The following is a 20,169-nucleotide window of genomic DNA, read 5'->3' as shown; positions in this document are numbered from 1 at the left end:
TCCGTCCTCGTTCTCGAACGTCATTGGTCCGGGGCTCCGGGTCAGCCGACGCCCTCGTGAACGCCGCGTGCAGGAGCCGGCTCCAGCGCGTCGGCCTGCTCGGCGTCGAGTCGGCGCAGGATCACACCCTCACGAAGAGCCCACGGACAGATTTCCAGTGTATCGACTTGCAACGCGCGCATCGCCGCCTCGGCGACCAGCGCTCCGGCGACGAGCTGCCCGGCGCGGTCGGAACTGACACCCTCGAGTTCCGCGCGATCCGCCTTGGTCATGCGGGAGATGAAGGAGATGAGCTGGCGCAGCCCGCTCGTCGTCAGTTCCCGGCGGACCCGCGGTCCGGCACTCGACGGCGCCGCCCCGGTCAGCCGGGCGAGGCTGCGGAAGGTCTTCGACGTCCCGACGCACAGATCGGGCGCACCCGGTGCGAGCAGTTTCGCCGCCGGCGCCCGCAGTTCGGCGTCGAGCCAGTCACGCAGCACCCCGACCCGCCGACGGTCCGGCGGATCGTCGGGCAACCATTCGCGGGTGAGCCGGCCGGCACCCAGCGGCAGCGACAGGGCCACGTCGGGTTCCTCGTCGACGCCGTTGGACATCTCCAGCGAACCCCCGCCGATGTCGAGCGCGAGGATGCGCCCGGCGCTCCAGCCGCGCCAGCGGCGCACCGCCAGCGAGGTGAGGCGGGCCTCGTCGCGACCCGACAGCACCAGCACACGCACCCCGGTCCGGCGCTCGATCTCGTCGAGCAGATCGTCGGAGTTCGTCGCGTCACGCACGGCCGACGTCGCGAAGGCCATCATCTGTTCGCAACCCGACGTCCGGGCGATATGGGTGAATTCGTCGATCGACTCGATGAGCTTGGCGAGGGCACGGTCACTCATCCGCCCGTCGGCGTCGATCTGTTCGGCCAGGCGCAGAACCGCCTTGGTCGAACTCATCGGGGTGGGATGGCCGCCGCGGTGGGCATCGACCACCAGGAGGTGGACTGTGTTGCTGCCCACGTCGAGGACTCCTAAGCGCACGGCTCAACGGTAGTGCAGCCGCCTCGCCCGCCCGATCCCGGCTACCGTATAGAGGTGACCGCCATTTCGCCGTCCGCGCCCCGCGTCGACCCCGCGCCGGAGGTCGAACTCGACTTTCCGCGCGAATGGTACGAATTCGCCGATCCCGCCGATCCCGAGCACGTCATCAAGGCCGACCTGACCTGGCTGCTCTCCCATTGGACGTGCGTGTTCGGCACCCCGGCTTGCCAGGGCATCCTCCCCGGCCGGGAGACAGACGGTTGCTGCAGCCACGGCGCCTACCTCTCCGACGACGACGATCGTGAGACCCTGGCCCGCGGCGTCGCCATGCTGACGCCCGCGGACTGGCAGTTCTACAAGAAGGGCTCGGGCAAGGATCCGGTCGGCCCCAAGGGTTATCTCGAGGAGAGCGACCTCGACGACGAGCCAGCACTCAAGACCCGACTTCACAAGGGCGCGTGCATCTTCCTCAATCGCCCCGGGTTCGCCGGTGGCGTCGGCTGCGCACTGCACTCGATGGCGCTGCGCAAGGGACTCGAGCCGCTCACGGTCAAACCGGACGTGTGCTGGCAGCTCCCGGTGCGCCGCGAGCAGGACTGGGTGGAACGTCCCGACGGCACCGAGGTGCTCCAGACGACGATCACCGAGTTCGACCGGCGCGGCTGGGGCGAGGGCGGCCACGATCTGAAGTGGTACTGCTCGGGCTCCCCCGATGCCCACGTCGGCGCCAAGCAGGTGTGGGAATCGTATGCCCCTGAGCTGACCGCACTGATCGGCGAACCCGCCTACGCGGCGCTCGCGGCCGCCTGCAAACGCCGAAACGGCCTGGGGCTCATCGCGATCCACCCGGCGACGCAGGCCGCAACGCAGCGCCGCGAGACCGACGTCAAGTACGAGCTGCAACCCCCGGAGTAGTCCCGCCGGGGGCTGCCGGCCCGGTGTGGCTCAGGCCTCGAGCTTGTACCCGAGACCGCGAACGGTGATGAGGTGCTTGGGATTCGCCGGATCCGGTTCGATCTTCGAACGCAGCCGCTTGACGTGCACGTCGAGCGTCTTGGTGTCGCCGACGTAGTCGACGCCCCACACCCGGTCGATCAGCTGACCGCGCGTCAGCACCCTTCCGGCGTTGCGCAGCAGGTACTCGAGGAGATCGAATTCCTTGAGCGGCAAGGTGATCGGAGTTCCGTTGACCGACACGGTGTGCCGTTCGACGTCCATCCGGACCGGCCCGGCCTCCAGGATCCCGATCTCGAGGCCGTCGTCGGGCACGTCGCCACCGCGGCGCAGCACCGCGCGGATACGCGCGATCAGTTCGCGAGCCGAATACGGCTTGGTCACATAGTCGTCCGCGCCGAGTTCCAGGCCGACGACCTTGTCGATCTCGCTGTCGCGCGCGGTCACCATGATCACCGGGACGTTAGACCGCGTGCGCAGGGCCTTGCAGATCTCGGTTCCGGACATCCCGGGCAGCATGAGATCCAGGAGCACGATGTCGGGACTCACCCGATCGAAGGTCGACAGGGCTTGTGCGCCATCGGTGATGACGCTGGCCTCGAAGCCCTCCTTGCGCAACAGGAATGCCAGCGGATCCGCCAACGATTCCTCGTCCTCGACGATCAGAACGTGGGTCAACTCTTGTTTCCTTCGTTGTCGTGACCGGAAATCGGGTCGTTCGATGATGCTGCGTCGACCCGGGCCGGCGGGGTGTGATGGCCGGCGCCGAGTCCGCGGGGCGGTGAATCCGGATTCGACAGCGCCTGTTCGGCCGCCTCCGGCCAGCCGGTGTCCGACAGGTCCTCCGGGATGCACAGCGTGAACGTGGAGCCGGTACCGGGCTTGCTCCACAGGTTGATGGTGCCGCCGTGGTTGGCGGCCACGTGCTTGACGATGGCCAGTCCGAGTCCGGTGCCGCCGGTCATCCGCGAGCGGGCCTTGTCGACCCGGAAGAAGCGTTCGAAGACGCGCTGCTGATCCTCCGGCTCGATCCCGATCCCGCGGTCGGTGACCGCGATGGCGACCATCGGCCGCCCGTCGATCTTGATGACCCGACGACTGATGGAGACCACGGTGTCCGACGGCGAATACGAGACGGCATTGGAGATCAGGTTGTTCAGCGCGGTGAGCAGCAGTGGCCGGTCGCCGCGGATGGTCACCCCGATCGGATCGTCCGCGCGCAGCTCGATCGCCGCCGCCTCCGCGGCGAGGGTCGCCGAGGCCAGCGCGTCGTCGATGAGCGAGTCGACGTCGATGCAGGTGAACTCCGGGGTGACGCCGTCCTGCAGCCGGGACAGCGCCAGCAGTTCGCTCACCATGTTGCCCATGCGCTTGGTCTCGCCGACCACGCGGCGACTGAAGTGTTGCACCGAGTCGGTGTCGTCGGCCGACTCCAGGAGCGCCTCGGCGAGCAGGCCGATCGCGCCGACGGGTGTCTTGAGTTCGTGCGAGACGTTGGCGACGAAGTCGCGCCGGGTCGCCTCCACACGCTTGTGTTCGGTGTCGTCGAGGCCGTATGCGACGACGTAGCGTTCGTCGCCCTGCGCGACGATCTTGGCGTGACAGCGCACGTGCTCGACGCTGGGCCTCGGAGTACGGCCGGTCGAGACGAAGCCGAGGCTCGACATCGGCGGGCTGAACTCGAAGCGGCGTTCCACCCCGGTGTCGAGCACCTCTTTCACCGCATCCCACACGGGGTCGGCCAGCAGCATCTCGCGCACGAGTCCGAGTTCGACGGCCCGCTGGTTGTACAGCACGACGTCGCGGAACTCGTCGACGACGGCGATGGCGGTCTCGGTGTTGCGCACGACCATGCTCAGCAGACCGGCCTTGGTCATCCGCCCGTCGTCGGTGGTCGACTGCACATCCGAGTCGCGGACCTCCGCCCAGGACGGCACCGCACGGGGACCGAGGGTCACCGGGAACACCGGCGCCGCGGTGGCGTCGGCGGGTGCGGAACCACGCGAGAAGCGATCGAACAACGCGAATCCGCGAGACCGGTCACGGTCCCGGGTGCGTCGACCGATCACGACACCGAGGCAGAGCGCGAGTACGAACGCGATCGTCGCGGCGGAGATAGCGGCGGTCACAGGGGCAGCTTACGACTCGACCAACTCCGAACGCACATCTGACGAAGGTGTTCGGCAGTTGTTCACGCGGAGTTGGCCGGAGGCCCTGCGAGGGCCGAGAGCTCGGCGACGGGGGCGGTCATTGCGGAACCGGCACCGCCATGTCGGCGAACTCGGGGTGGCGTTCGATGAAACGCTGGACATAGGAACAGACCGGCACCACCTGCTTGCCGCTGCTGCGGATGTCCTCGAGGACGAACCGGACCAGGTGCCCCGCATAGCCGTGACCGCTGAACTGCTCCCGGATCACGGTGTGCGTCACGACGACCTGGTACGGCTCGGAGACATAGTCCAGATAGCCCACGACCTCGTCCTCGCCCGTGGACTCGGCGACGAGAATCGCCTCGTACCGCTCCCGAGCAGGTGAATGGTCGATCCGCAGGGCATCCACATCCGCCATGCCGTCTAATGTAGCGCGCGCCACACCGTCGACGCCATGGCGAAACGTGTCACGTCTCGTTGTCCGAACGGACCCTCTGCCTACTTCTGCCCCTGGGCGGCCACCGCAGCGGCACCGGCGGCGGCCGCCTCAGGGTCCAGGTACGTACCACCGGGGTTCAGCGGCTTCAGATCGTCGTCGAGGTCGTAGCGGAGCGGGTTGCCGGTGGGGATGTTCAGGCCCGCGATGTCCTCGTCGGAGATGCCGTCGAGATGCTTGACGAGCGCGCGCAGCGAGTTCCCGTGCGCGGCCAGCAGCACCGTCTTGCCCGCCTTGACGTCGGCGACGATGGTCTCGAGGTAGTACGGGATGAACCGCTCGACGACGTCCTTGAGGCACTCGGTCAGCGGCACCTCGGCGAGGTCGGCGTAGCGCGCGTCGCCGACCTGGCTGTACTCCGCGTCGGGCTCGATCGCCGGCGGCGGGGTGTCATAGCTCCGGCGCCACAGCATGAACTGCTCGTCGCCGAACTTCTCCTTGGTCTCGGCCTTGTTGAGGCCCTGCAGCGCGCCGTAGTGGCGCTCGTTGAGTCGCCAGTCGCGGATCACCGGAATCCACAGCCGGTCGGCCCGGTCCAGTGCGATGTGCGCGGTCGTGATGGCGCGGCGCAACAGTGAGGTGTAGACGACGTCGGGCAGCAGGTCGTGTTCGACGAGGAGCTCGCCGCCGCGCTCGGCCTCGGCCTTTCCCTTGTCGGTCAGCGCCACATCGACCCAGCCGGTGAACTGGTTGGACGCATTCCATTCGCTCTCGCCGTGACGCATCAGGATCAAGGTGCCGTTGCTCATGGCGGATAGTTTTCCACAGTCGGTGCGCGCCTTCTCTGCACCGCCGCCGGAATCCCGCGCCGACCCCTGCGCACGACGCGGGAGGACGAAATGGTAATGAACCCATCGATTCGCCGCGCGAAAGGACCGGGGCAGGTCTAGCGTGATCGCATGACAGCCAGTACAGATGCCGGTTCCACCGGCCAGAATGCGGAAAAGCAGCCCGAGCTCAAACGCGTACTGGGCTGGAAGCTGTTGCTGTTGTTCATCATCGGCGACATCCTCGGCACCGGCGTCTACGCGCTGACCGGGCAGGTCGCCGGCGAGGTCGGCGGCGCGGCATGGCTGCCGTTCCTCATCGCGTTCACGGTCGCGACCCTCACCGCCTTCTCGTATCTCGAGCTGGTGACGAAATACCCGCAGGCCGCCGGCGCAGCGCTCTACGTGCACAAGGCCTTCGGCGTCCACTTCATCACGTTCATCGTGCTGTTCACGGTGATGTGTTCGGGCATCACCTCGGCGACCACCGCGTCGCGGGCCTTCGCGGTCAACATGCTGACCGCGTTCAGCGGCGACTCACCCGACGCCACGAATCCGGCACTGTTCGCCATCGCCATCGGCTTCCTGCTGCTGGTCATGTTCATCAACTTCCGCGGCGTCGCGGAGGGCGTCGGCACCAATGTGGTGCTGACCCTGGTGGAGTTGACGGGTCTGTTGCTCGTCCTGTTCATCGGCTACTGGTTCATCATCGGCGGCAACGCCGAACACTGGGACGCGGTGGTGGCCTTCGAGAGTCCCGACGACAAGAACGTCTTCATCGCGGTGACCGCCGCGACGTCACTGGCCTTCTTCGCCCTCGTCGGCTTCGAGGACTCGGTCAACATGGCCGAAGAGTGCAAGGACCCGGTGCGGATCTTCCCGAAGGTGATGTTGAGCGGCCTCGGGATCACCGCCGTCGTGTACGTCCTGATCGCGATCTGCGCGGTCGCCATCGTGCCCGTCGGCGTGCTGTCGGAAAGCGAGACGCCGCTCGTCGACGTCGTTCAGGCCGCCGCGCCCGATTTCCCGATGTCCGATCTGCTGCCGTGGATCTCGATGTTCGCCGTCGCCAACACCGCGCTCATCAACATGATGATGGCCAGCCGGTTGCTGTACGGCATGGCCAAGCAGGGCGTCCTGCCGAAGTTCCTCGCCTACGTCCACCCCGGGCGTCGCACACCGTTCTCGGCGATCATCTTCACCACGGTCGTCGCGCTGTGCCTGCTGACCTACGTCAGCGCCGACCCCAAGGGTTCCATCGTCGGCCTGCTCGGCGGCACCACCGCGCTGCTGCTGCTCGCGGTGTTCACCGTCGTCAACATCTCGGTCCTGGTGCTGCGCAAGGACAAGGTGGGCCACAAGCACTTCCGCACGTACACGCCGATCGCGGTCATCGGCGCCGTCACCTGCGGATACCTGACGCTGCCGTTCACCGGTCGTGACCCGGAACAGTATGTCGTCGCCGGCTGGCTGCTGCTCCTGGGAGTGATCCTCTGGGCCCTCACCTACTGGTGGAACAAGCGCACCGGGACCGCACCCACCTCGGCCTACGACGACATCCCGCCGCACGAGATCCCCTGAGTCCGACTCGAATCCGAATGACGTCGTGCCCGGAATCCGGGCACGACGTCATTCGGATGTCGATGAGATGCCGAAGTTACTTGCGAAGGTCCTTGCGCAGGATCTTGCCCGAGGCCGACTTGGGGATCGTCTCGATGAACTCGACCGCACGAACCTTCTTGTGCGGGGCCACCTTCGAGGCCACGAACTCGATGACCTCGTCCGCGGTGATCTCCGAACCCGGCTGACGTACCACGAAGGCCTTCGGGATCTCCTCCCCCGACTCCGCCTCGATGACCCCGATGACCGCCGCATCGGCGATCTTGTCGTTGGTCAGCAGCAACGCCTCGAGCTCGGCGGGCGGTACCTGGTAGCCCTTGTACTTGATGAGTTCCTTGAGCCGGTCGACGATGTAGACGCACCCCGTCGGATCGACCTGCGCCATGTCGCCGGTGTGCAGGTAACCGTCGGCGTCGATGGTGTCCGCGGTCGCCTGGTCGTTGTTGAGGTAGCCCAGCATCACGTTGGGGCCCTTCACCCACAACTCGCCGGGCTCGGACAGGCCCTCGCTCGGCAGCTCGATCTCCGCACCCGAAGCCGGGTCGACGATCTTGTTCTCCGAGTTGGCCACCGCCCAGCCGGTCGAGGACAACGGCGGATCCTGCTGACCCAGCAGACCGGCGGTGTCGGCCGGGATCATGTGACTCACCGGCGACAGCTCACTCATCCCGTAGCCCTGCAGCATGTGCAGGTCCAGACGCTTGGCCACCGCCTGACCCAGCTCGTCGTCGAGCGGCGCGGCACCCGACATCATCGTGTGCAGCGACGACAGGTCGTAGTTGTCGATGATCGGGTGCTTGGCCAGCGCCACGGCCACCGGCGGCGCGATGTAGGCCATCGTCACCTTGTGGTTCTGGATGTTCTCCAGGAACTCCACGAGATCGAAACGAGGCATCACGACCAGCGACGCGCGGTTGTAGAGCGCGGCGTTGAGCAGCACGGTCATGCCGTAGATGTGGAAGAAGGGCAGCACCGCGATGACCACGTCGTCGGCACCCATGCCCTGGAGCGGGCGGATCTGGGCGACGTTCGCGACCAGGTTGCGGTGCGAGAGCGCCACTCCCTTCGGATTGCCGGTCGTCCCCGACGAATACGGCAGCACCGCGACATGCGTCGACGGATCGAAGGACACCTCCGGCGCGGCCAGTCCCGCGCCCAGCAGATCCGCGGCGTTCGGATGACCCGAGCTGTCCTGACCCTCCCCGTCGAGGACGATCAGATCCGCATCCGCCAGCCCGACCTCGTCGGCCGCCGCCTTGGCCTGCTCCAGCATCGGGGAGATCGTCACGAGCATCTTGGCGCCCGAATCCCGCAGCTGCTTGGCGATCTCTGGCCCGGTGAACAACGCGTTGATCGTGGTGGCGGTGCCGCCGGCGCGCAGGATGCCGTGGAACACCGTCGCGAACGCCGGGATGTTGGGCGACAGGATGCCGACCACGTCGCCCACCCCGATCCCCCGCGCCGCCAGCGCTCCCGCCGCCGCGTCGATCTGCGAGATCAGCTGGGCGTACGTCGTCGTCGCGCCCGACTTCGGGTCCACGAGCGCGGTGCGTGCCAGATCCTCGTCGGCCACCGCGCCGAACAGGAACTCGTACACGCTCACATCGGGGATCTCGACGTCGGGGAACGGACTCTTGAAGCTCATGGCACCTCCATTGGGGAATTTCTCGCCCGCATCGTATCAACGCATGTTGACATGATGTGATGTGGACCTCTCGCGAAGAGTCTACGATTCGTCCGATTCGGCGGTGACGTCACTCGCCTTATCGGCACCGTCGATCACCGATTCACCCGGCACATAGCGGCCTTCGAGCGGCGCACCGGCCTCGGGCAGTGACTCCTTGTCGATGAGGTGCTCGAACGCGAGGAGGTTGCGCAGGGACTCGCCGCGCGAGACCCGCCACGCCCACTCGCGCCGGATCGAGGTGAGGAAGCCGAGCTCGAGCAAGGTGTTGAAGTCGCCGTCCGCTGCCTCGAGAACCTGCCCCAGGATGCGATCGACCTCGCCGGAGCTCAGCGCATCGGCGGATATGCGGCCCACCAGGTAGATGTCACCGGTGTTGTCGATGGTGTAGGCGACCCCGTACAGCCGGCGATTGCGTTTCAGCAGGTGCTTGTACACCCCGGCGTGGTTCTCGTCGGGGCGGCGGCACACGAAGGCCTCCACCCGGACACCGTGCTCACTCGCCGTCAGCAGCACCGTGGTCTTGAGTTTGCGTTCGCCGGGCAACTCGACGACCACGTGGTCGACGTCGGCGCCGCCGCCGCTCTTGCGTGTGAAGGCGATCTCGTTCTCGCCCAGCGTCTTCTCGAGCAGGTCGACGACCTCGGTGCGACTCACGGCGTCCTCTCTTCGATGGAATCGGAATCCCTTGCGCAGCGGGCGGTGTCCGGCTGCGTCAGACCGTCACCCGGTTGCGCCGGCGACGCCAGCGGCGCCGGAGGCGAGCCGAGGCCGCGGCCGTCACCGTCGCGTCGGGCGATTCCGGGCCCTGGCGCGCGGCGAACGACCGCATGGCTCGGCTGTAGCTCTCCAGGAGCTGATCGACCGTGTGATCCCAGGAGAACTGCTCGGCATGTGCACGGGCGTTGTGGCCGAGTTCGACGAGACGATCGGGTTGCGCCAGGAGTTTCTCGAGCGCGTTGGTCCAGTCGCCGACCGCGTGGCCGTTGACCAGGACACCGGTCCGCCCGTCGTCGACCGCGACCCCGAGACCGCCGACATTCGCGGCGATGACGGGTGTCCCGCACGCCTGGGCCTCGATCGCGACGAGACCGAAGCTCTCCGAATGACTGGGCACCGCAACGACATCCGATGCCCGGTACACCTGCGCCAGGCGTTGCGCCGGCTGGGGCGGGAGGAAGGTCACCGAGTCCGAGATCCCCAGCTCGGCAACCTGATCCATCAGTGCGGTCGGTCGCTGGAGGCCGGAACCCGACGGTCCGCCGACCACGAGCAGACGCAGTCTGCGGCCGGTCGAGGCGGCTTCGGAGATCAGCGGCGCGGCCGCGGCCACGAGGAGGTCCGGCGCCTTGAGCGGTTGGATTCGGCCGACGAACGTCACGATCGTCTCGTCGGGGTCGAGGCCCAGTGCCGCCCGGGCCTGCGCGGCCGAACCCGGGGTGTAGCAGTCGAGATCGGCACCCGGCGTCACCACGTCGATGCGGGCAGGATCGGCGTCGTACATCGAGAGCAGCTCTGCCGCCTCGGTTTCGGTGTTCGCGACGAGCCGGTCGGCCTCACCGACGACCTGTTGTTCGCCGATCACCCTCAGTTGCGGTTCGGCGGTGTCGCCCTCGGCGAGTGAGGCGTTCTTGACCGCGGCGAGGGTGTGCGCGGTGTGCACCAGCGGGACGCCCCACCGGTCGCGGGCGAGCCAGCCCACCTGGCCGGAGAGCCAGTAGTGGGAATGGATCACGTCGTAGTAACCGGGCGCCTGGGCCGCCTCGGCACGCAACACCCCGGCCGTGAACGCGCACAGCTGGGCGGGCAGGTCGCGCTTGTCGAGGCCCTCGAACGGACCGGCGACCACATTGCGCACCGTGACCCCCGGCGCGGCGGCGACCGACGGCGCATCGGCCGACGACGTCGCACGGGTGAAGATCTCGACCTCGACTCCTCGGCGGGCCAGCCGGGTCGCCGTCTGCCAGACGTAGACGTTCATCCCGCCGGCGTCGCCGGTGCCCGGTTGCGCCAGCGGCGAGGTGTGCACGGAGATCAGCGCGACACGCCGCGGGGACGGGCTGGAGGTCATGGTCTCCACCATAGAGAAACGCCGCACCGGCCGACGCGTCCCCCGGCGTGCGGACACCCTGCACGCCCGCCGCCGCGATCACCTAGACTGCTTTCGGTAACGATTGTCATTTGCGTAAAGGTTGTCGATGAGGAAATCCCTGTTGGCCGCGGCCGGCGTGCTGTCCGCCGCCGCCCTGGTGCTGTCTGCCTGCTCGAACGACCCCGGCGGGAGCGACGGACCCCCGACCGTGGTGACCTCCACGAACGTGTGGGGTTCGGTGGCGGCCGCCGTCGCCGGGGACAAGGCCCAGGTCACCGCGCTGTACACCAACGCCGACGGTGACCCGCACGAGTTCGAGCCGTCCGCCGCCGACACCGCGACCATCGCCGACGCCGACGTCCTGGTCTTCAACGGCGGCCACTACGACTCCTACATGGAGGAGGCCGCGGCGAACTCCGACGCGACGGCCGTCGACGCCTACTCCCTGCTGGGCGGTGAGGAGCATGCCGCCGAGGCGCACGGAGACGACCACGCCGAACACGGCGACGACCACGCATCCGGCGGGGACCATTCCGACGGGGCCCACGACCACTCGCAGGGCGATCAGAACGAGCACGTCTTCTACGACCTCCCGGTCGTCGCCCAGGTCGCCGACAAGGTCGCCGACGCGCTGGCCGAGCAGGACCCGGACAACGCGGAGACCTACCGCGCCAACGCCGAGACCTTCACCACCGGCATCGACGGTCTACGGGCCAAGCTCACCACCATCCGGCAGCAGCACGAGGGCACCGAGGTCGCCCAGACCGAACCGCTCGCGGGCTACCTGCTGACCGAGGCCGGACTCGTCGACATCGCGCCCGCCGGGTTCACCCAGGCCGTCGAAGAAGGCCAGTCACCGGCCGCCGCCGACCGCGCCGCGCTGCAGGACATCCTCGCCGACCGTCGTGCCGCGGTGCTGATCTACAACACCCAGGCCGTGGACCCGGTGACGCAGGCGATGCTCGATGTCGCGGGTTCGGCCGGCGTTCCGGTCGTGGAGTTCACCGAGACCCTGCCCGACGGCGTCACCGACTACCTCGTGTGGCAGGGCGCCCAGATCGACGCGCTGTCCGCGGCGCTGGGTTCCGGTTCCAATTGACCGGGACAGGCAGCGACGGGGCAGAAACGGATCCGCATCCGGTCGTTGCGTTCTCGGGTGCCCGACTCGCGTTCGGCGACCGGATTCTCTGGGACGACCTGAACCTGAGCATCGAGCCCGGTGAGTTCATCGCGGTCCTGGGGCCGAACGGTTCGGGGAAGACGTCGTTCCTGCGGGTCCTGCTGCGCCAGTACGCGCTCGACCGCGGCAGCGTCGCCACCATCGACGCGGTCGGCTACATCCCGCAGCAGCATGCCGAGGACGACGCCGACCCGATGGCCATCCGCGGGCGCGACCTCGTCGGTTTCGGTGTCGACGGCGGCCGCTGGGGCGTCGGGCTGCGCGGGCGGGCGCGGCGACGCGAACTGGTCGACCGCGCCCTGAGCGCGGTGGACGCGCTGCCGTACGCCGACGCCCCGCTCGGCGTCCTCTCCGGCGGTGAGCAGCAACGTCTGCGGGTCGCGCAGGCGGTTGTCAGCGATCCCGGCCTGCTGCTCTGCGACGAACCACTCGCCAGCCTCGACCCGACCAACCAGCAGGTGGTCGTCGAACTCATCGACCGCCGCCGGCGCGAGGCGGGGACCGCGGTCGTCTTCGTGACCCACGAGATCAACCCGATCCTCCCCTACGTCGACCGCGTGCTCTATCTCGTCGACGGCAGGTTCCGCATCGGCGCGCCGCACGAGGTGATGACGACGGAGACGCTGAGCGAGCTCTACGGCAGTGACGTCGAGGTGCTGCGCGTCAACGGCCGTCTCGTCGTGATCGGCGGCGAGGACGCCCACCACTGTGCCGCGGAGACCGATTCGGGAATCGCACGCTCGGGCGGGCCGGCGTGAGCACCACCTACTCCGCCGTCGACCGCTCGCTGAGCGATCTCTGGGATTTCTCCACGACCATCGACCTGCTCGGTTACGACTTCATGCAGCAGGCCCTCCTCGCGATGGTGCTGCTCGGCCTCCTCGGCGGCCTGTTGGGTCCGCTGATCGTCGCCCGGCAGATGTCGTTCGCGGTACACGGTGCCAGCGAGCTGTCGGTGACCGGCGCCGCGGCGGCCCTGCTGATCGGGTTCAGCGTGAACCTCGGCGGTGTCATCGGTGCGGTCATCGCCGCGGCGGTGTTCGGTTTCCTCGGCAACAAGGCACGGGAACGCGATTCGGTGATCGGCGTCGTGATGGCGTTCGGCCTCGGTATCGGCGTGCTCTTCCTGGCCCTGTACGGCCGGATCGGCACCGGTTTCGCACTGCTGACCGGCCAGGTCGTCAGCGTCGGCATCAACGGGCTCGTCGCGATCGCCATCACCACCGGGATCGTCGTCGTCGTGCTGGCCGTGATCTACCGGCCGCTGCTGTTCGCCTCGACCGACCCCCGCGTGGCGCAGGCACAGGGTGTCCCCATCCGGACGCTGTCCGTGGTGTTCGCGATCATCATGGGCCTGGCGGCCGCGCAGGGCGTGCAGATCATCGGCGCGCTGCTGGTGATGTCGCTGATGATCACTCCCGGCGCCGCGGCCGCGCGCGTCACGTCGAATCCGACGCGCACCCTGGTGCTGTCGGTCGTGTTCGCCGAAGTCGCGGCGGTCGGCGGGCTGCTGATGTCCCTCGCCCCGAAACTGCCCGTGTCGGTCTTCGTCACGATCATCTCGTTCGCGATCTACGTCGTGTGCCGGATCATCGGGAACCGCCGCGTGCATCGCACGCGCTGAGTCACGGCGTGCATCGCACGCGCTGAGTCACGGCGTGCATCGCACGCGCTGACGGGTCATTCCTCGGCGAAGCCGGGGTTGCAGCCGGCGCCGACCATGTCCTCCTCGGCGACGACGGGACGTCCGGGTTCCAGGTTCCAGCTGGGCTTCTCGGGCTCGACCAGACGGGCGAACCGCCAGTGGCAGTCGAACTGGGCCTGCATGCCGGGTGTGTCGGCGGTGGGATCGAGCGCGACGACCTCGGCCCACGCGGACGCCATCGCGCCGGGTTCGGTGGTGTAGCGCCCGGAGCGCGTGGGGAACACCGAGAGACTCGGACCGACGGCGGTGTCGGTCCATTCGGTTCGGTCGATGTAGGGCGGGCGGTAGACGACCGGCGCGGGCGCCGACCTCGCCGGGTACGGCATGGCGGTGGTGACCGGCGGGGTCGTCGGTCCGGGTGAGGTGGCGCTGCTCGCCGCCGGGGAGTTCGGCGTCGGTTGCCCGCAGGCGGACAGGAGCGCGATCAGCGCGACGACGACGGCGACGAGCACCACCGCCCGCGGGCTCCCCGCGCACCCCGGCTCGTCCGGCCCCGACGTCATACCGCCACCTTAGGTGACGAGTAACCTGCACCTGTGGTCCCCCGACGCAGCAGGACGCGGACGCTCGCCGTGGTGCTCACCGCGATCGCCGGAGTTCTCCTGTGCCTCACCGGGTGCGCCCGCACGCCGGACCCCGGCCCCCTCCAGCCGACGCCGACGCAGCGGGTCCAGGCCACCCCGGGCGGGCTCGTCCTCGACGGAAAGCCGTGGTGGCCCGCCGGTTTCAACGCCTACCAACTGGGCACCGACTGGGCGGTGAACAGCGGGTGCGGTGCCGAGGTCGACCTCGACGCCTACTTCGCGAAACTGCCACCGCGGGCACTGACCCGGTTCAATGTGTTCTCGTCCTTCGCCGTTCACAAGCGCAGCGGGCTCCTCGACTTCGCGCCGCTCGACCGGGTCTTCGCCGCCGCGGCCCGGCATCGCCAGCTGGTGCTGCCGGTACTCGCCGGCGGGTCCGGGGACTGCGAGGACGGCCGGTTCAAGGACCGTGAGTTCTACGCCCGGGGCTGGCGCACACCGCCGTCGGTCAACCAGCCGTCCTTCGCGCAGTGGGTCGAGACCGCGGTGACACGGTGGCACGACGAACCGTCGGTCGTCGGCTGGGAGCTCGTCGGCGAGCCGGAGGCGAGCCGGTGCGGTCCGGACTCGTGCGAGTTGGACGCGCGCACCTGTCCCGCCGACGCCACCGCTGTCCTGCGGTCGTTCTTCGACTCGGCGGGCGCGCTGCTGCGCTCCTATGACGCCGACCGGCCGATCTTCGCGGGTCTCGTCGGCGGCGACCAGTGCGGCCTGGCCGGTCCCGGTTATCTCGACGTCGCCCGGTCTCCCGGCATCGACGTACTCGACTTCCACGACTACCGCACCGGACGCGGCCAGACCTCCGGTCCGCTCGGCAGCGACCTGGCGACTCGCGTCCGTCAGGCCCGGAGCGCCGGAAAGCCGTTGGTGGTCAACGAGATCGGCATCGACGCCGGCTCCTGCCTGCCCGCGACGACGCGCGCCCGGGCGTTCGAGGACATCATCGCGAACCACCGCGCGCTCGGTGTCGCCGGCGCGCTGCTGTGGGCTTTCGTCCCGGATCCGCGGGAGTCGTCATGCACCTACGACATCGGACCGTTCGACCCGGCCTGGAGTGTGGTCCGCGCCAACATCCTGTGACCCCGCGGTCTACGAAACCCCCGGCCGATCACAGGATTCGGTACATCCGCCAATCCGGTAGATCGGCGCCGTCGTTACGGGCCTCGAGCGCGAGCACCCCGAGCTGGGCCCCGTTCTCGTACATGGTCGGATACCGCTGATTGATCGCGTCGGACAGACCCCGGCCGGCCGAGGGAACGGTGAGGAAGTACTGGACCCCGCCGTTGCGCGGATCGTTGAGCAATTCGGTGAAGTCACGGTCGGAGGGGATGACGAACTGGCGGGGCCGGGTGGACTGTGCCACCACCGCGAACCCGTAGACGGTGTCGCACAACACCGATCCGTCGGGCAGCCGGAGGTCGTCGAGGTACTCCGCGAGCGCGCGTTCGGTGGAGAACGAGCGCACGATGCGTTCCTCGCCGAGGTACTTGGGCGACACCGAATCCGGTTGCGGACGAACCACCGATCCGAGAGCGAACTCCTGCGGCGCGTACTTGGGTGACGTCATGCCGTAGGTCGTGACCGGGAGCGCCGCCGCGACGACGACGAGCGCCACCGTGACCGCGATCTTGTACCCCCACCGGGAAGCGTACGGACGCACCGGGGCGAGGTAGGCGTGTGCGCCCATGCGCCGCACGGGAACCTGATGCCGCAGCGGCACCGACATCAGGGCCACGATCGCGGCCAGCAAGATGACGGTCATGTAGAACCGCAGGAAGCCGAACGTCGATCCGCGTGAGTAACCGAAGATCTGGAACGCGAGTACCGCGACGATCAGCAGTACGGGCAGCAACGGCATCAGGCGGCGCCGGCGCGCGCGCACCGCGATCAGTCCGAGGATCAGGATGGGCAGGAGCGGCGCGAGGATGGTGATCTCGGTGAGCGAGAACCTCACCGCGTCTCCGGTGGTGGCCGAGCCGCTACCGCCGGACTGGGCGATGATCGCGGCATTGCCGTATTCCGAGGTGAACTGGGCGAAGGCGTCACCGGTGATGAGCCACCCGGCCGCCGCCCAGGCGAGAAAGGCCAACGCGCTGGGCGCGAGGGTGAGCGTCACGTCGAGCAGGACACGAGGCACCCGCTTCGCGGGGTCGTGCCGGGAGTAGGTCACCCAGGCGACCACGAACGCGGCCGCGATCGCCGCGGCACCGCCGTCGTAGCGGGTGAGGTAGGACAGCGCCAGCGCGATCCCCGCGACGACGAGTTCGTGGACGTCGTCGGTGGACACCCATCGGATGAGTCGCCGGGACGCCCAGGCGAGGAAGAAGAGGTAGGGCGCCTCACTCATCCCGTTGGCCGCGTACAGGACGATCATCGGGTTGATCGCGTAGAGGACCGTGAACGTGCCCGCCACGCGCGGGCTGAGTCCCTGATCGCGTGCGATGCCGGAGATCTGCACGATCGATCCGGCCATGAAGGCCGACGACATGATCACCGCCGACACCGCATGCGTCGTCATCTCCGGGAACCACGGACTCAACGCGACGAGGGGCAGCTGGACGACCGCTGTCAGCGGGGTGAAGACGAAGCCGATCGCCGCCAGGTGCGGGGAACGGCTGAACAGCACGCTCTGCGCCGACTGCACCCGCGACAGCGCGTCGCCGAACAACAGATGGACCTCGGTGGCGAGGTAGATCCCGATCACGAGGTAGGGGATCCACGCCGCCAGGAAAATGATCACCCCGGCCGGGACGCGGCGCCTCACGCCCGGGCTCCCGCTGGTTCCGCGGTGTCGTCCTCGTCGCCGTCCTTCTGGCCGGCCTGATCGCTCTCCGCACTCTGGCTGCTCGTCGACAGACCGTGAAAGGTCTTCTCCCAGTACGACGGATTGACCAGGATCTGCCACATGCCCTTGATGGCGGCGACACTCATCATCAGCCAGTACAGCGGGATCAGCAGCGCCGACAGCAGCAACTCACTGCGGTCGTCCTCGCGGATCGCGATCAGGTTCATGTAGATGGCGGCGCCGTTGCCCAGCAGCATCGAGAGCAGCGCCAGATAGTAGATGGGCCCGGGGAACAACTCCGCGACGAACGCGGGCTGCCCGCCGATCCACATGGCCAGGATGAGCCAGAAGACCATGTTGAGGCAGGCGATCACCGGTGTTCCGGCGATGAGCAGCGTGAACCGCACGAATGCGACCGGCCCGAGGATGTGCCACAGCTTGACCGGGTGACGCATGTGGACGAGCCACGTCTGCATGTAGCCCTTGTACCAACGGGAGCGCTGGCGGACCCAGTTGATGGCGTCGACGTTGGCCTCTTCCATCGTGACCGAGTCGAGCACGAGGGTGCGGTATCCGTGGTCGGCGATGCGCACACCGAGGTCGGCGTCCTCGGTCACGTTGAACGGATCCCACGCCCCGATCGTGTCGAGGACGTCGCGCTTGAAGTGATTCGACGTGCCGCCCAACGGGATCGGCGCCCGGCTGACCATCATGCCCGGCAGCAGGAACCCGAACCAGATCCCGTAGTCGGCGGTGAACCACTCGGTCAGCAGGTTGTCGCGCACGTTGTGGAAGCTGAGCTTGCCCTGGACGCACACCACCGACTCGTCGTCGGAGTTGTTCAGCACATGGACGGCGCGGCGCAACTGCAGCGGATCGGGTTTGTCCTCGGCATCGAAGATCGTGACGATGTCGCCGGTGGCGAAGTGCATTCCGTAGTTGCACGCCTTCGGTTTGGTGCGGGGTTGCGCCGGCGGTGTCAGGACAACGGTGACGATGCCGTTCTCCTCGACCCCGCGCGCCGCCTCGATCGTCGGCTCATCGTCTTCTTCGAGCAGCAACAGCACCTGCAGCTTCTCGCGCGGATACTCGATGGTCTCCATCGCCGCCACGAGCTGCCCGACCACCTCGGGCTCACCGTAGGCCGGGACGAAGACGGTGTAGTAGGGCAGCTCGTCGTCGGGGATCGACCGGGCCTGCTCGTCGGACACCCGGATCGCCCCGTTGACCAGTCCGCGGCGGAAGATCACCACCCGGTCGACGAGGGTGACCACATACCCGATGGTGGCGATCGACACGAGCGTCGCGCAGGTTCCGACGGGATAGAAGACCATCGCGACGGCGACGAGGCCGAGGACCGTGAATCCGATGATCTTCTGGATCCGGCTGAACGCCACCGACGCCGACATGTCCGCGTCGGCATCGCGGAGGCGGTTCACCGCGTCGTCGAGTGCCTGCGCCCGGTACGCCGGGTCGGCGAGCAGTTCGGCGACCGGACGCCGGGGCCGGGTGCTCCGCGCGACGCCGGGTGCGTCCGCGTCCCGCATCTCGTGGTCGTCGCTTCCGTCGGCTGCGTTCGTCACCGCTCCTCCACCGCCTCGGCGCCGAGCTGTGCGCCGATCAACGCGCCGGCCAGCTGGATGAGCAGGGTGCGGTCCTTGTACTGCGGGTCGCTGTCGCTCAGCACCGAGTTGCCGCGCAGCAGGATGATCATCAGCGAGTTGAGGTTCGCCAGGATGGTGATCCGGGGTTCGGGGAAGTACGCGTCGGGTTCGTGGTTGTCGACCGCCCACAGCATGACCTGCTGCGTGCGGTTCCCGTTGGTCCACCACCACGACAGCACGGTGTAGGTCAGGTATCGCTCGTCGTCGACGACACTCCACAACTTTCCCTGGACCCCGAAGGGCAGCGCCAGGTCGAACGGCTCGCTCGACCGATCCCGGGAGAGGTCGTACCGGAAGATGTCCGGATACACCTCGAGCGCCAGGGACCGCCGGCTGTCGACGCTGTCCACGACGACCCGGCGTGGACGCGCGAACTTGTCGAACGCCCGCGTTCCGCGGCTCTGCACGAGAACCTGCCGGTTGAGCGTCGCACCGGGTCCGTACAGGCGGCTGACCCAGCCGTAGACGCCGACCGATTCCTGTCGCCACCCGACCGGCACCACCAGCGCCGGACCGATGTCGAGTTGGGGGAACCGCGCGCTCTGCCACGTGCTGCCGACGGGCGGGGTGGGGATCATCGCGAGGATGACCGCGGCCAGGAGTACCACCAGGCCCGGCCGTCCCACGAATGCCACCTTCGGCGCCGCGAAGTGTCCGGCGTCCGGTGGCGCCCAGTGCATTCCGCCGCGCCGCCGGTAGTCGAACAGCATGTACGACGACGTGGCGAGCGCGGCGATGAGCGCCGGGTACGGGACGAGGACGTTGCGGGGTGCGTCGAGCAGGTAGAAGATCACCAGCGCACCGGTCCCGATGCCCCCGGCGAGCAACGCCGCGAGCGCCTTGCGCCGCCACGTCCGGCCCACCGCGATCGCGGTCGCAGCCACCGCCATCAGCACCAGCGTGAAACCCGCGGCGAGGGATGTGCCGCCGAGCGGCAGCACGACTCCGCGCACCGGCAACGGGAAGATCAGGGCGAACAACAGCCAGGCCCACCGGTATCGCGCGACGGGACGCAGCCCGAACAACAGGATCGATGCCCCGAGCACGAACAGCCACAGCGCGAGCAGGTCCATGTGGGTCGTGAGATACGCACGGGCGTAGCGCGGGTTGACCAGGTACTTCATCGCCAGCGACAGGATGAGCACGACGATCCCGACGATGACGTCGGTCTGCCGGTCGTAGATCGGCAGTTCGTCGAAGCGGCGCCACGAGACACCGACGACCGCGACGAGGCTCAGGACGACGAGTACCGGCACGTACAGGATCAGCGTCTGCGCCATGAGCTCGTCGGCGACGGCCCGGATGGTGTTCCAGAAGCCGAGTGCGGTGCAGGCGAGCAGGAACAGCCATCGCAGGGCGATGGCCCGGTCGGGGTGCTCGACGAACATCCGGACCGGCTGCGCCGGTTTCCGGCGCGTCGCCACCCCGACGACTCTCGAGTCGACGACCCTGGAGACGGTCGATGGCAC

At 68.2% G+C, this 20,169-nt stretch carries 18 protein-coding genes; 6 read left to right on the top strand and 12 right to left on the bottom strand.

Annotated elements, in window-relative coordinates:
• Positions 1 to 41 precede the first annotated feature (41 nt).
• On the bottom strand, positions 42 to 1,019 hold the full coding sequence (locus tag AC3B6C_RS12405) for a Ppx/GppA family phosphatase (RefSeq protein WP_197282754.1): 978 nt from the start codon (positions 1,017 to 1,019) through the stop codon (positions 42 to 44).
• 54 nt (positions 1,020 to 1,073) lie between these two features.
• Here AC3B6C_RS12405 and AC3B6C_RS12400 point away from each other — a divergent pair, with 54 nt between their 5' ends.
• A complete protein-coding gene (locus AC3B6C_RS12400) occupies positions 1,074 to 1,934 on the top strand; it encodes a DUF3109 family protein (protein WP_488372959.1) in 861 nt (286 codons plus the stop codon).
• 30 nt (positions 1,935 to 1,964) lie between these two features.
• On the opposite strand, the gene AC3B6C_RS12395 is transcribed toward AC3B6C_RS12400, so the two are convergent.
• From AC3B6C_RS12395 to AC3B6C_RS12380, 4 genes are all read right to left on the bottom strand, one after another.
• On the bottom strand, positions 1,965 to 2,651 hold the full coding sequence (locus AC3B6C_RS12395) for a response regulator transcription factor (RefSeq protein ID WP_010842049.1): 687 nt from the start codon (positions 2,649 to 2,651) through the stop codon (positions 1,965 to 1,967).
• Positions 2,648 to 4,102, bottom strand: coding sequence for a sensor histidine kinase (locus AC3B6C_RS12390; RefSeq protein WP_488372958.1), 1,455 nt, complete (start codon positions 4,100 to 4,102; stop codon positions 2,648 to 2,650). Before AC3B6C_RS12390 ends, AC3B6C_RS12395 begins: the two co-directional genes overlap by 4 nt.
• A 118-nt stretch (positions 4,103 to 4,220) precedes the next feature.
• Positions 4,221 to 4,541, bottom strand: coding sequence for a GNAT family N-acetyltransferase (locus AC3B6C_RS12385; protein WP_010842051.1), 321 nt, complete (start codon positions 4,539 to 4,541; stop codon positions 4,221 to 4,223).
• An 80-nt stretch (positions 4,542 to 4,621) separates the two neighbouring features.
• On the bottom strand, positions 4,622 to 5,368 hold the full coding sequence (locus tag AC3B6C_RS12380; RefSeq protein ID WP_010842052.1) for a phosphoglyceromutase: 747 nt from the start codon (positions 5,366 to 5,368) through the stop codon (positions 4,622 to 4,624).
• A 150-nt stretch (positions 5,369 to 5,518) separates the two neighbouring features.
• On the opposite strand from AC3B6C_RS12380, the gene AC3B6C_RS12375 reads away from it, so the two are divergent.
• A complete protein-coding gene (locus AC3B6C_RS12375) occupies positions 5,519 to 6,967 on the top strand; it encodes an APC family permease (protein WP_055475208.1) in 1,449 nt (482 codons plus the stop codon).
• Between the two features lie 76 nt (positions 6,968 to 7,043).
• Here AC3B6C_RS12375 and AC3B6C_RS12370 read toward each other — a convergent pair whose 3' ends face one another.
• From AC3B6C_RS12370 to mshA, 3 genes are all read right to left on the bottom strand, one after another.
• Complete coding sequence (locus AC3B6C_RS12370; RefSeq protein WP_010842054.1) at positions 7,044 to 8,651, bottom strand: AMP-binding protein; 1,608 nt, start codon at positions 8,649 to 8,651, stop codon at positions 7,044 to 7,046.
• 81 nt (positions 8,652 to 8,732) lie between these two features.
• Positions 8,733 to 9,347, bottom strand: coding sequence for a type III secretion system chaperone family protein (locus AC3B6C_RS12365; RefSeq protein WP_488372957.1), 615 nt, complete (start codon positions 9,345 to 9,347; stop codon positions 8,733 to 8,735).
• Positions 9,348 to 9,405: 58 nt separating this feature from the next.
• Positions 9,406 to 10,761: a D-inositol-3-phosphate glycosyltransferase gene (gene mshA, locus AC3B6C_RS12360; RefSeq protein ID WP_010842056.1), complete on the bottom strand. Its 1,356-nt coding sequence runs from the start codon at positions 10,759 to 10,761 to the stop codon at positions 9,406 to 9,408.
• A 127-nt stretch (positions 10,762 to 10,888) separates the two neighbouring features.
• On the opposite strand from mshA, the gene AC3B6C_RS12355 reads away from it, so the two are divergent.
• From AC3B6C_RS12355 to AC3B6C_RS12345, 3 genes are read left to right on the top strand one after another with little or no spacing between them, the layout of a single operon-like run.
• Positions 10,889 to 11,881 carry a metal ABC transporter solute-binding protein, Zn/Mn family gene (locus tag AC3B6C_RS12355; RefSeq protein ID WP_488372956.1) on the top strand — a complete coding sequence of 331 codons (993 nt, stop codon included), beginning with the start codon at positions 10,889 to 10,891 and terminating at the stop codon, positions 11,879 to 11,881.
• Positions 11,878 to 12,720 (top strand): metal ABC transporter ATP-binding protein, encoded by an 843-nt coding sequence (locus AC3B6C_RS12350; protein WP_488372955.1) that lies wholly within the window; start codon positions 11,878 to 11,880, stop codon positions 12,718 to 12,720. Before AC3B6C_RS12355 ends, AC3B6C_RS12350 begins: the two co-directional genes overlap by 4 nt.
• Positions 12,717 to 13,586: a metal ABC transporter permease gene (locus tag AC3B6C_RS12345; RefSeq protein ID WP_014925527.1), complete on the top strand. Its 870-nt coding sequence runs from the start codon at positions 12,717 to 12,719 to the stop codon at positions 13,584 to 13,586. Before AC3B6C_RS12350 ends, AC3B6C_RS12345 begins: the two co-directional genes overlap by 4 nt.
• A gap of 56 nt (positions 13,587 to 13,642) precedes the next feature.
• Here AC3B6C_RS12345 and AC3B6C_RS12340 read toward each other — a convergent pair whose 3' ends face one another.
• Positions 13,643 to 14,170 (bottom strand): DUF2599 domain-containing protein, encoded by a 528-nt coding sequence (locus AC3B6C_RS12340; protein WP_488372954.1) that lies wholly within the window; start codon positions 14,168 to 14,170, stop codon positions 13,643 to 13,645.
• Positions 14,171 to 14,203: 33 nt separating this feature from the next.
• Between AC3B6C_RS12340 and AC3B6C_RS12335 the strand changes: the two genes are divergently transcribed.
• On the top strand, positions 14,204 to 15,331 hold the full coding sequence (locus AC3B6C_RS12335) for a beta-mannosidase (RefSeq protein WP_044505951.1): 1,128 nt from the start codon (positions 14,204 to 14,206) through the stop codon (positions 15,329 to 15,331).
• 28 nt (positions 15,332 to 15,359) lie between these two features.
• Here AC3B6C_RS12335 and AC3B6C_RS12330 read toward each other — a convergent pair whose 3' ends face one another.
• Genes AC3B6C_RS12330 through AC3B6C_RS12320 form a run of 3 tightly spaced genes read right to left on the bottom strand, consistent with a single transcriptional unit; the run spans position 15,360 to position 20,169 of the window.
• On the bottom strand, positions 15,360 to 17,015 hold the full coding sequence (locus AC3B6C_RS12330; RefSeq protein WP_014925524.1) for a glycosyltransferase family 39 protein: 1,656 nt from the start codon (positions 17,013 to 17,015) through the stop codon (positions 15,360 to 15,362).
• A complete protein-coding gene (locus AC3B6C_RS12325; protein WP_488376251.1) occupies positions 17,012 to 18,583 on the bottom strand; it encodes a glycosyltransferase in 1,572 nt (523 codons plus the stop codon). Before AC3B6C_RS12325 ends, AC3B6C_RS12330 begins: the two co-directional genes overlap by 4 nt.
• Positions 18,584 to 18,615: 32 nt before the next feature.
• Positions 18,616 to 20,169: a hypothetical protein gene (locus AC3B6C_RS12320; RefSeq protein ID WP_488372953.1), complete on the bottom strand. Its 1,554-nt coding sequence runs from the start codon at positions 20,167 to 20,169 to the stop codon at positions 18,616 to 18,618.

This window comes from Gordonia sp. 11cp (genome assembly GCF_057767225.1).
Note: the sequence above shows the minus strand (reverse complement) of the source record. Positions and strands in the feature narration are given on the sequence as shown.

Excerpts from the sequence above, each read along its gene's own strand:
- mshA (WP_010842056.1), bottom strand. The coding sequence starts at position 10,761 with ATGACCTCCAGCCCGTCCCCGCGGCGTGTCGCGCTGATCTCCGTGCAC.
- AC3B6C_RS12375 (WP_055475208.1), top strand. The coding sequence starts at position 5,519 with ATGACAGCCAGTACAGATGCCGGTTCCACCGGCCAGAATGCGGAAAAG.
- AC3B6C_RS12340 (WP_488372954.1), bottom strand. The coding sequence starts at position 14,170 with ATGACGTCGGGGCCGGACGAGCCGGGGTGCGCGGGGAGCCCGCGGGCG.
- AC3B6C_RS12325 (WP_488376251.1), bottom strand. The coding sequence starts at position 18,583 with ATGCGGGACGCGGACGCACCCGGCGTCGCGCGGAGCACCCGGCCCCGG.
- AC3B6C_RS12385 (WP_010842051.1), bottom strand. The coding sequence starts at position 4,541 with ATGGCGGATGTGGATGCCCTGCGGATCGACCATTCACCTGCTCGGGAG.
- AC3B6C_RS12370 (WP_010842054.1), bottom strand. The coding sequence starts at position 8,651 with ATGAGCTTCAAGAGTCCGTTCCCCGACGTCGAGATCCCCGATGTGAGC.
- AC3B6C_RS12380 (WP_010842052.1), bottom strand. The coding sequence starts at position 5,368 with ATGAGCAACGGCACCTTGATCCTGATGCGTCACGGCGAGAGCGAATGG.
- AC3B6C_RS12355 (WP_488372956.1), top strand. The coding sequence starts at position 10,889 with ATGAGGAAATCCCTGTTGGCCGCGGCCGGCGTGCTGTCCGCCGCCGCC.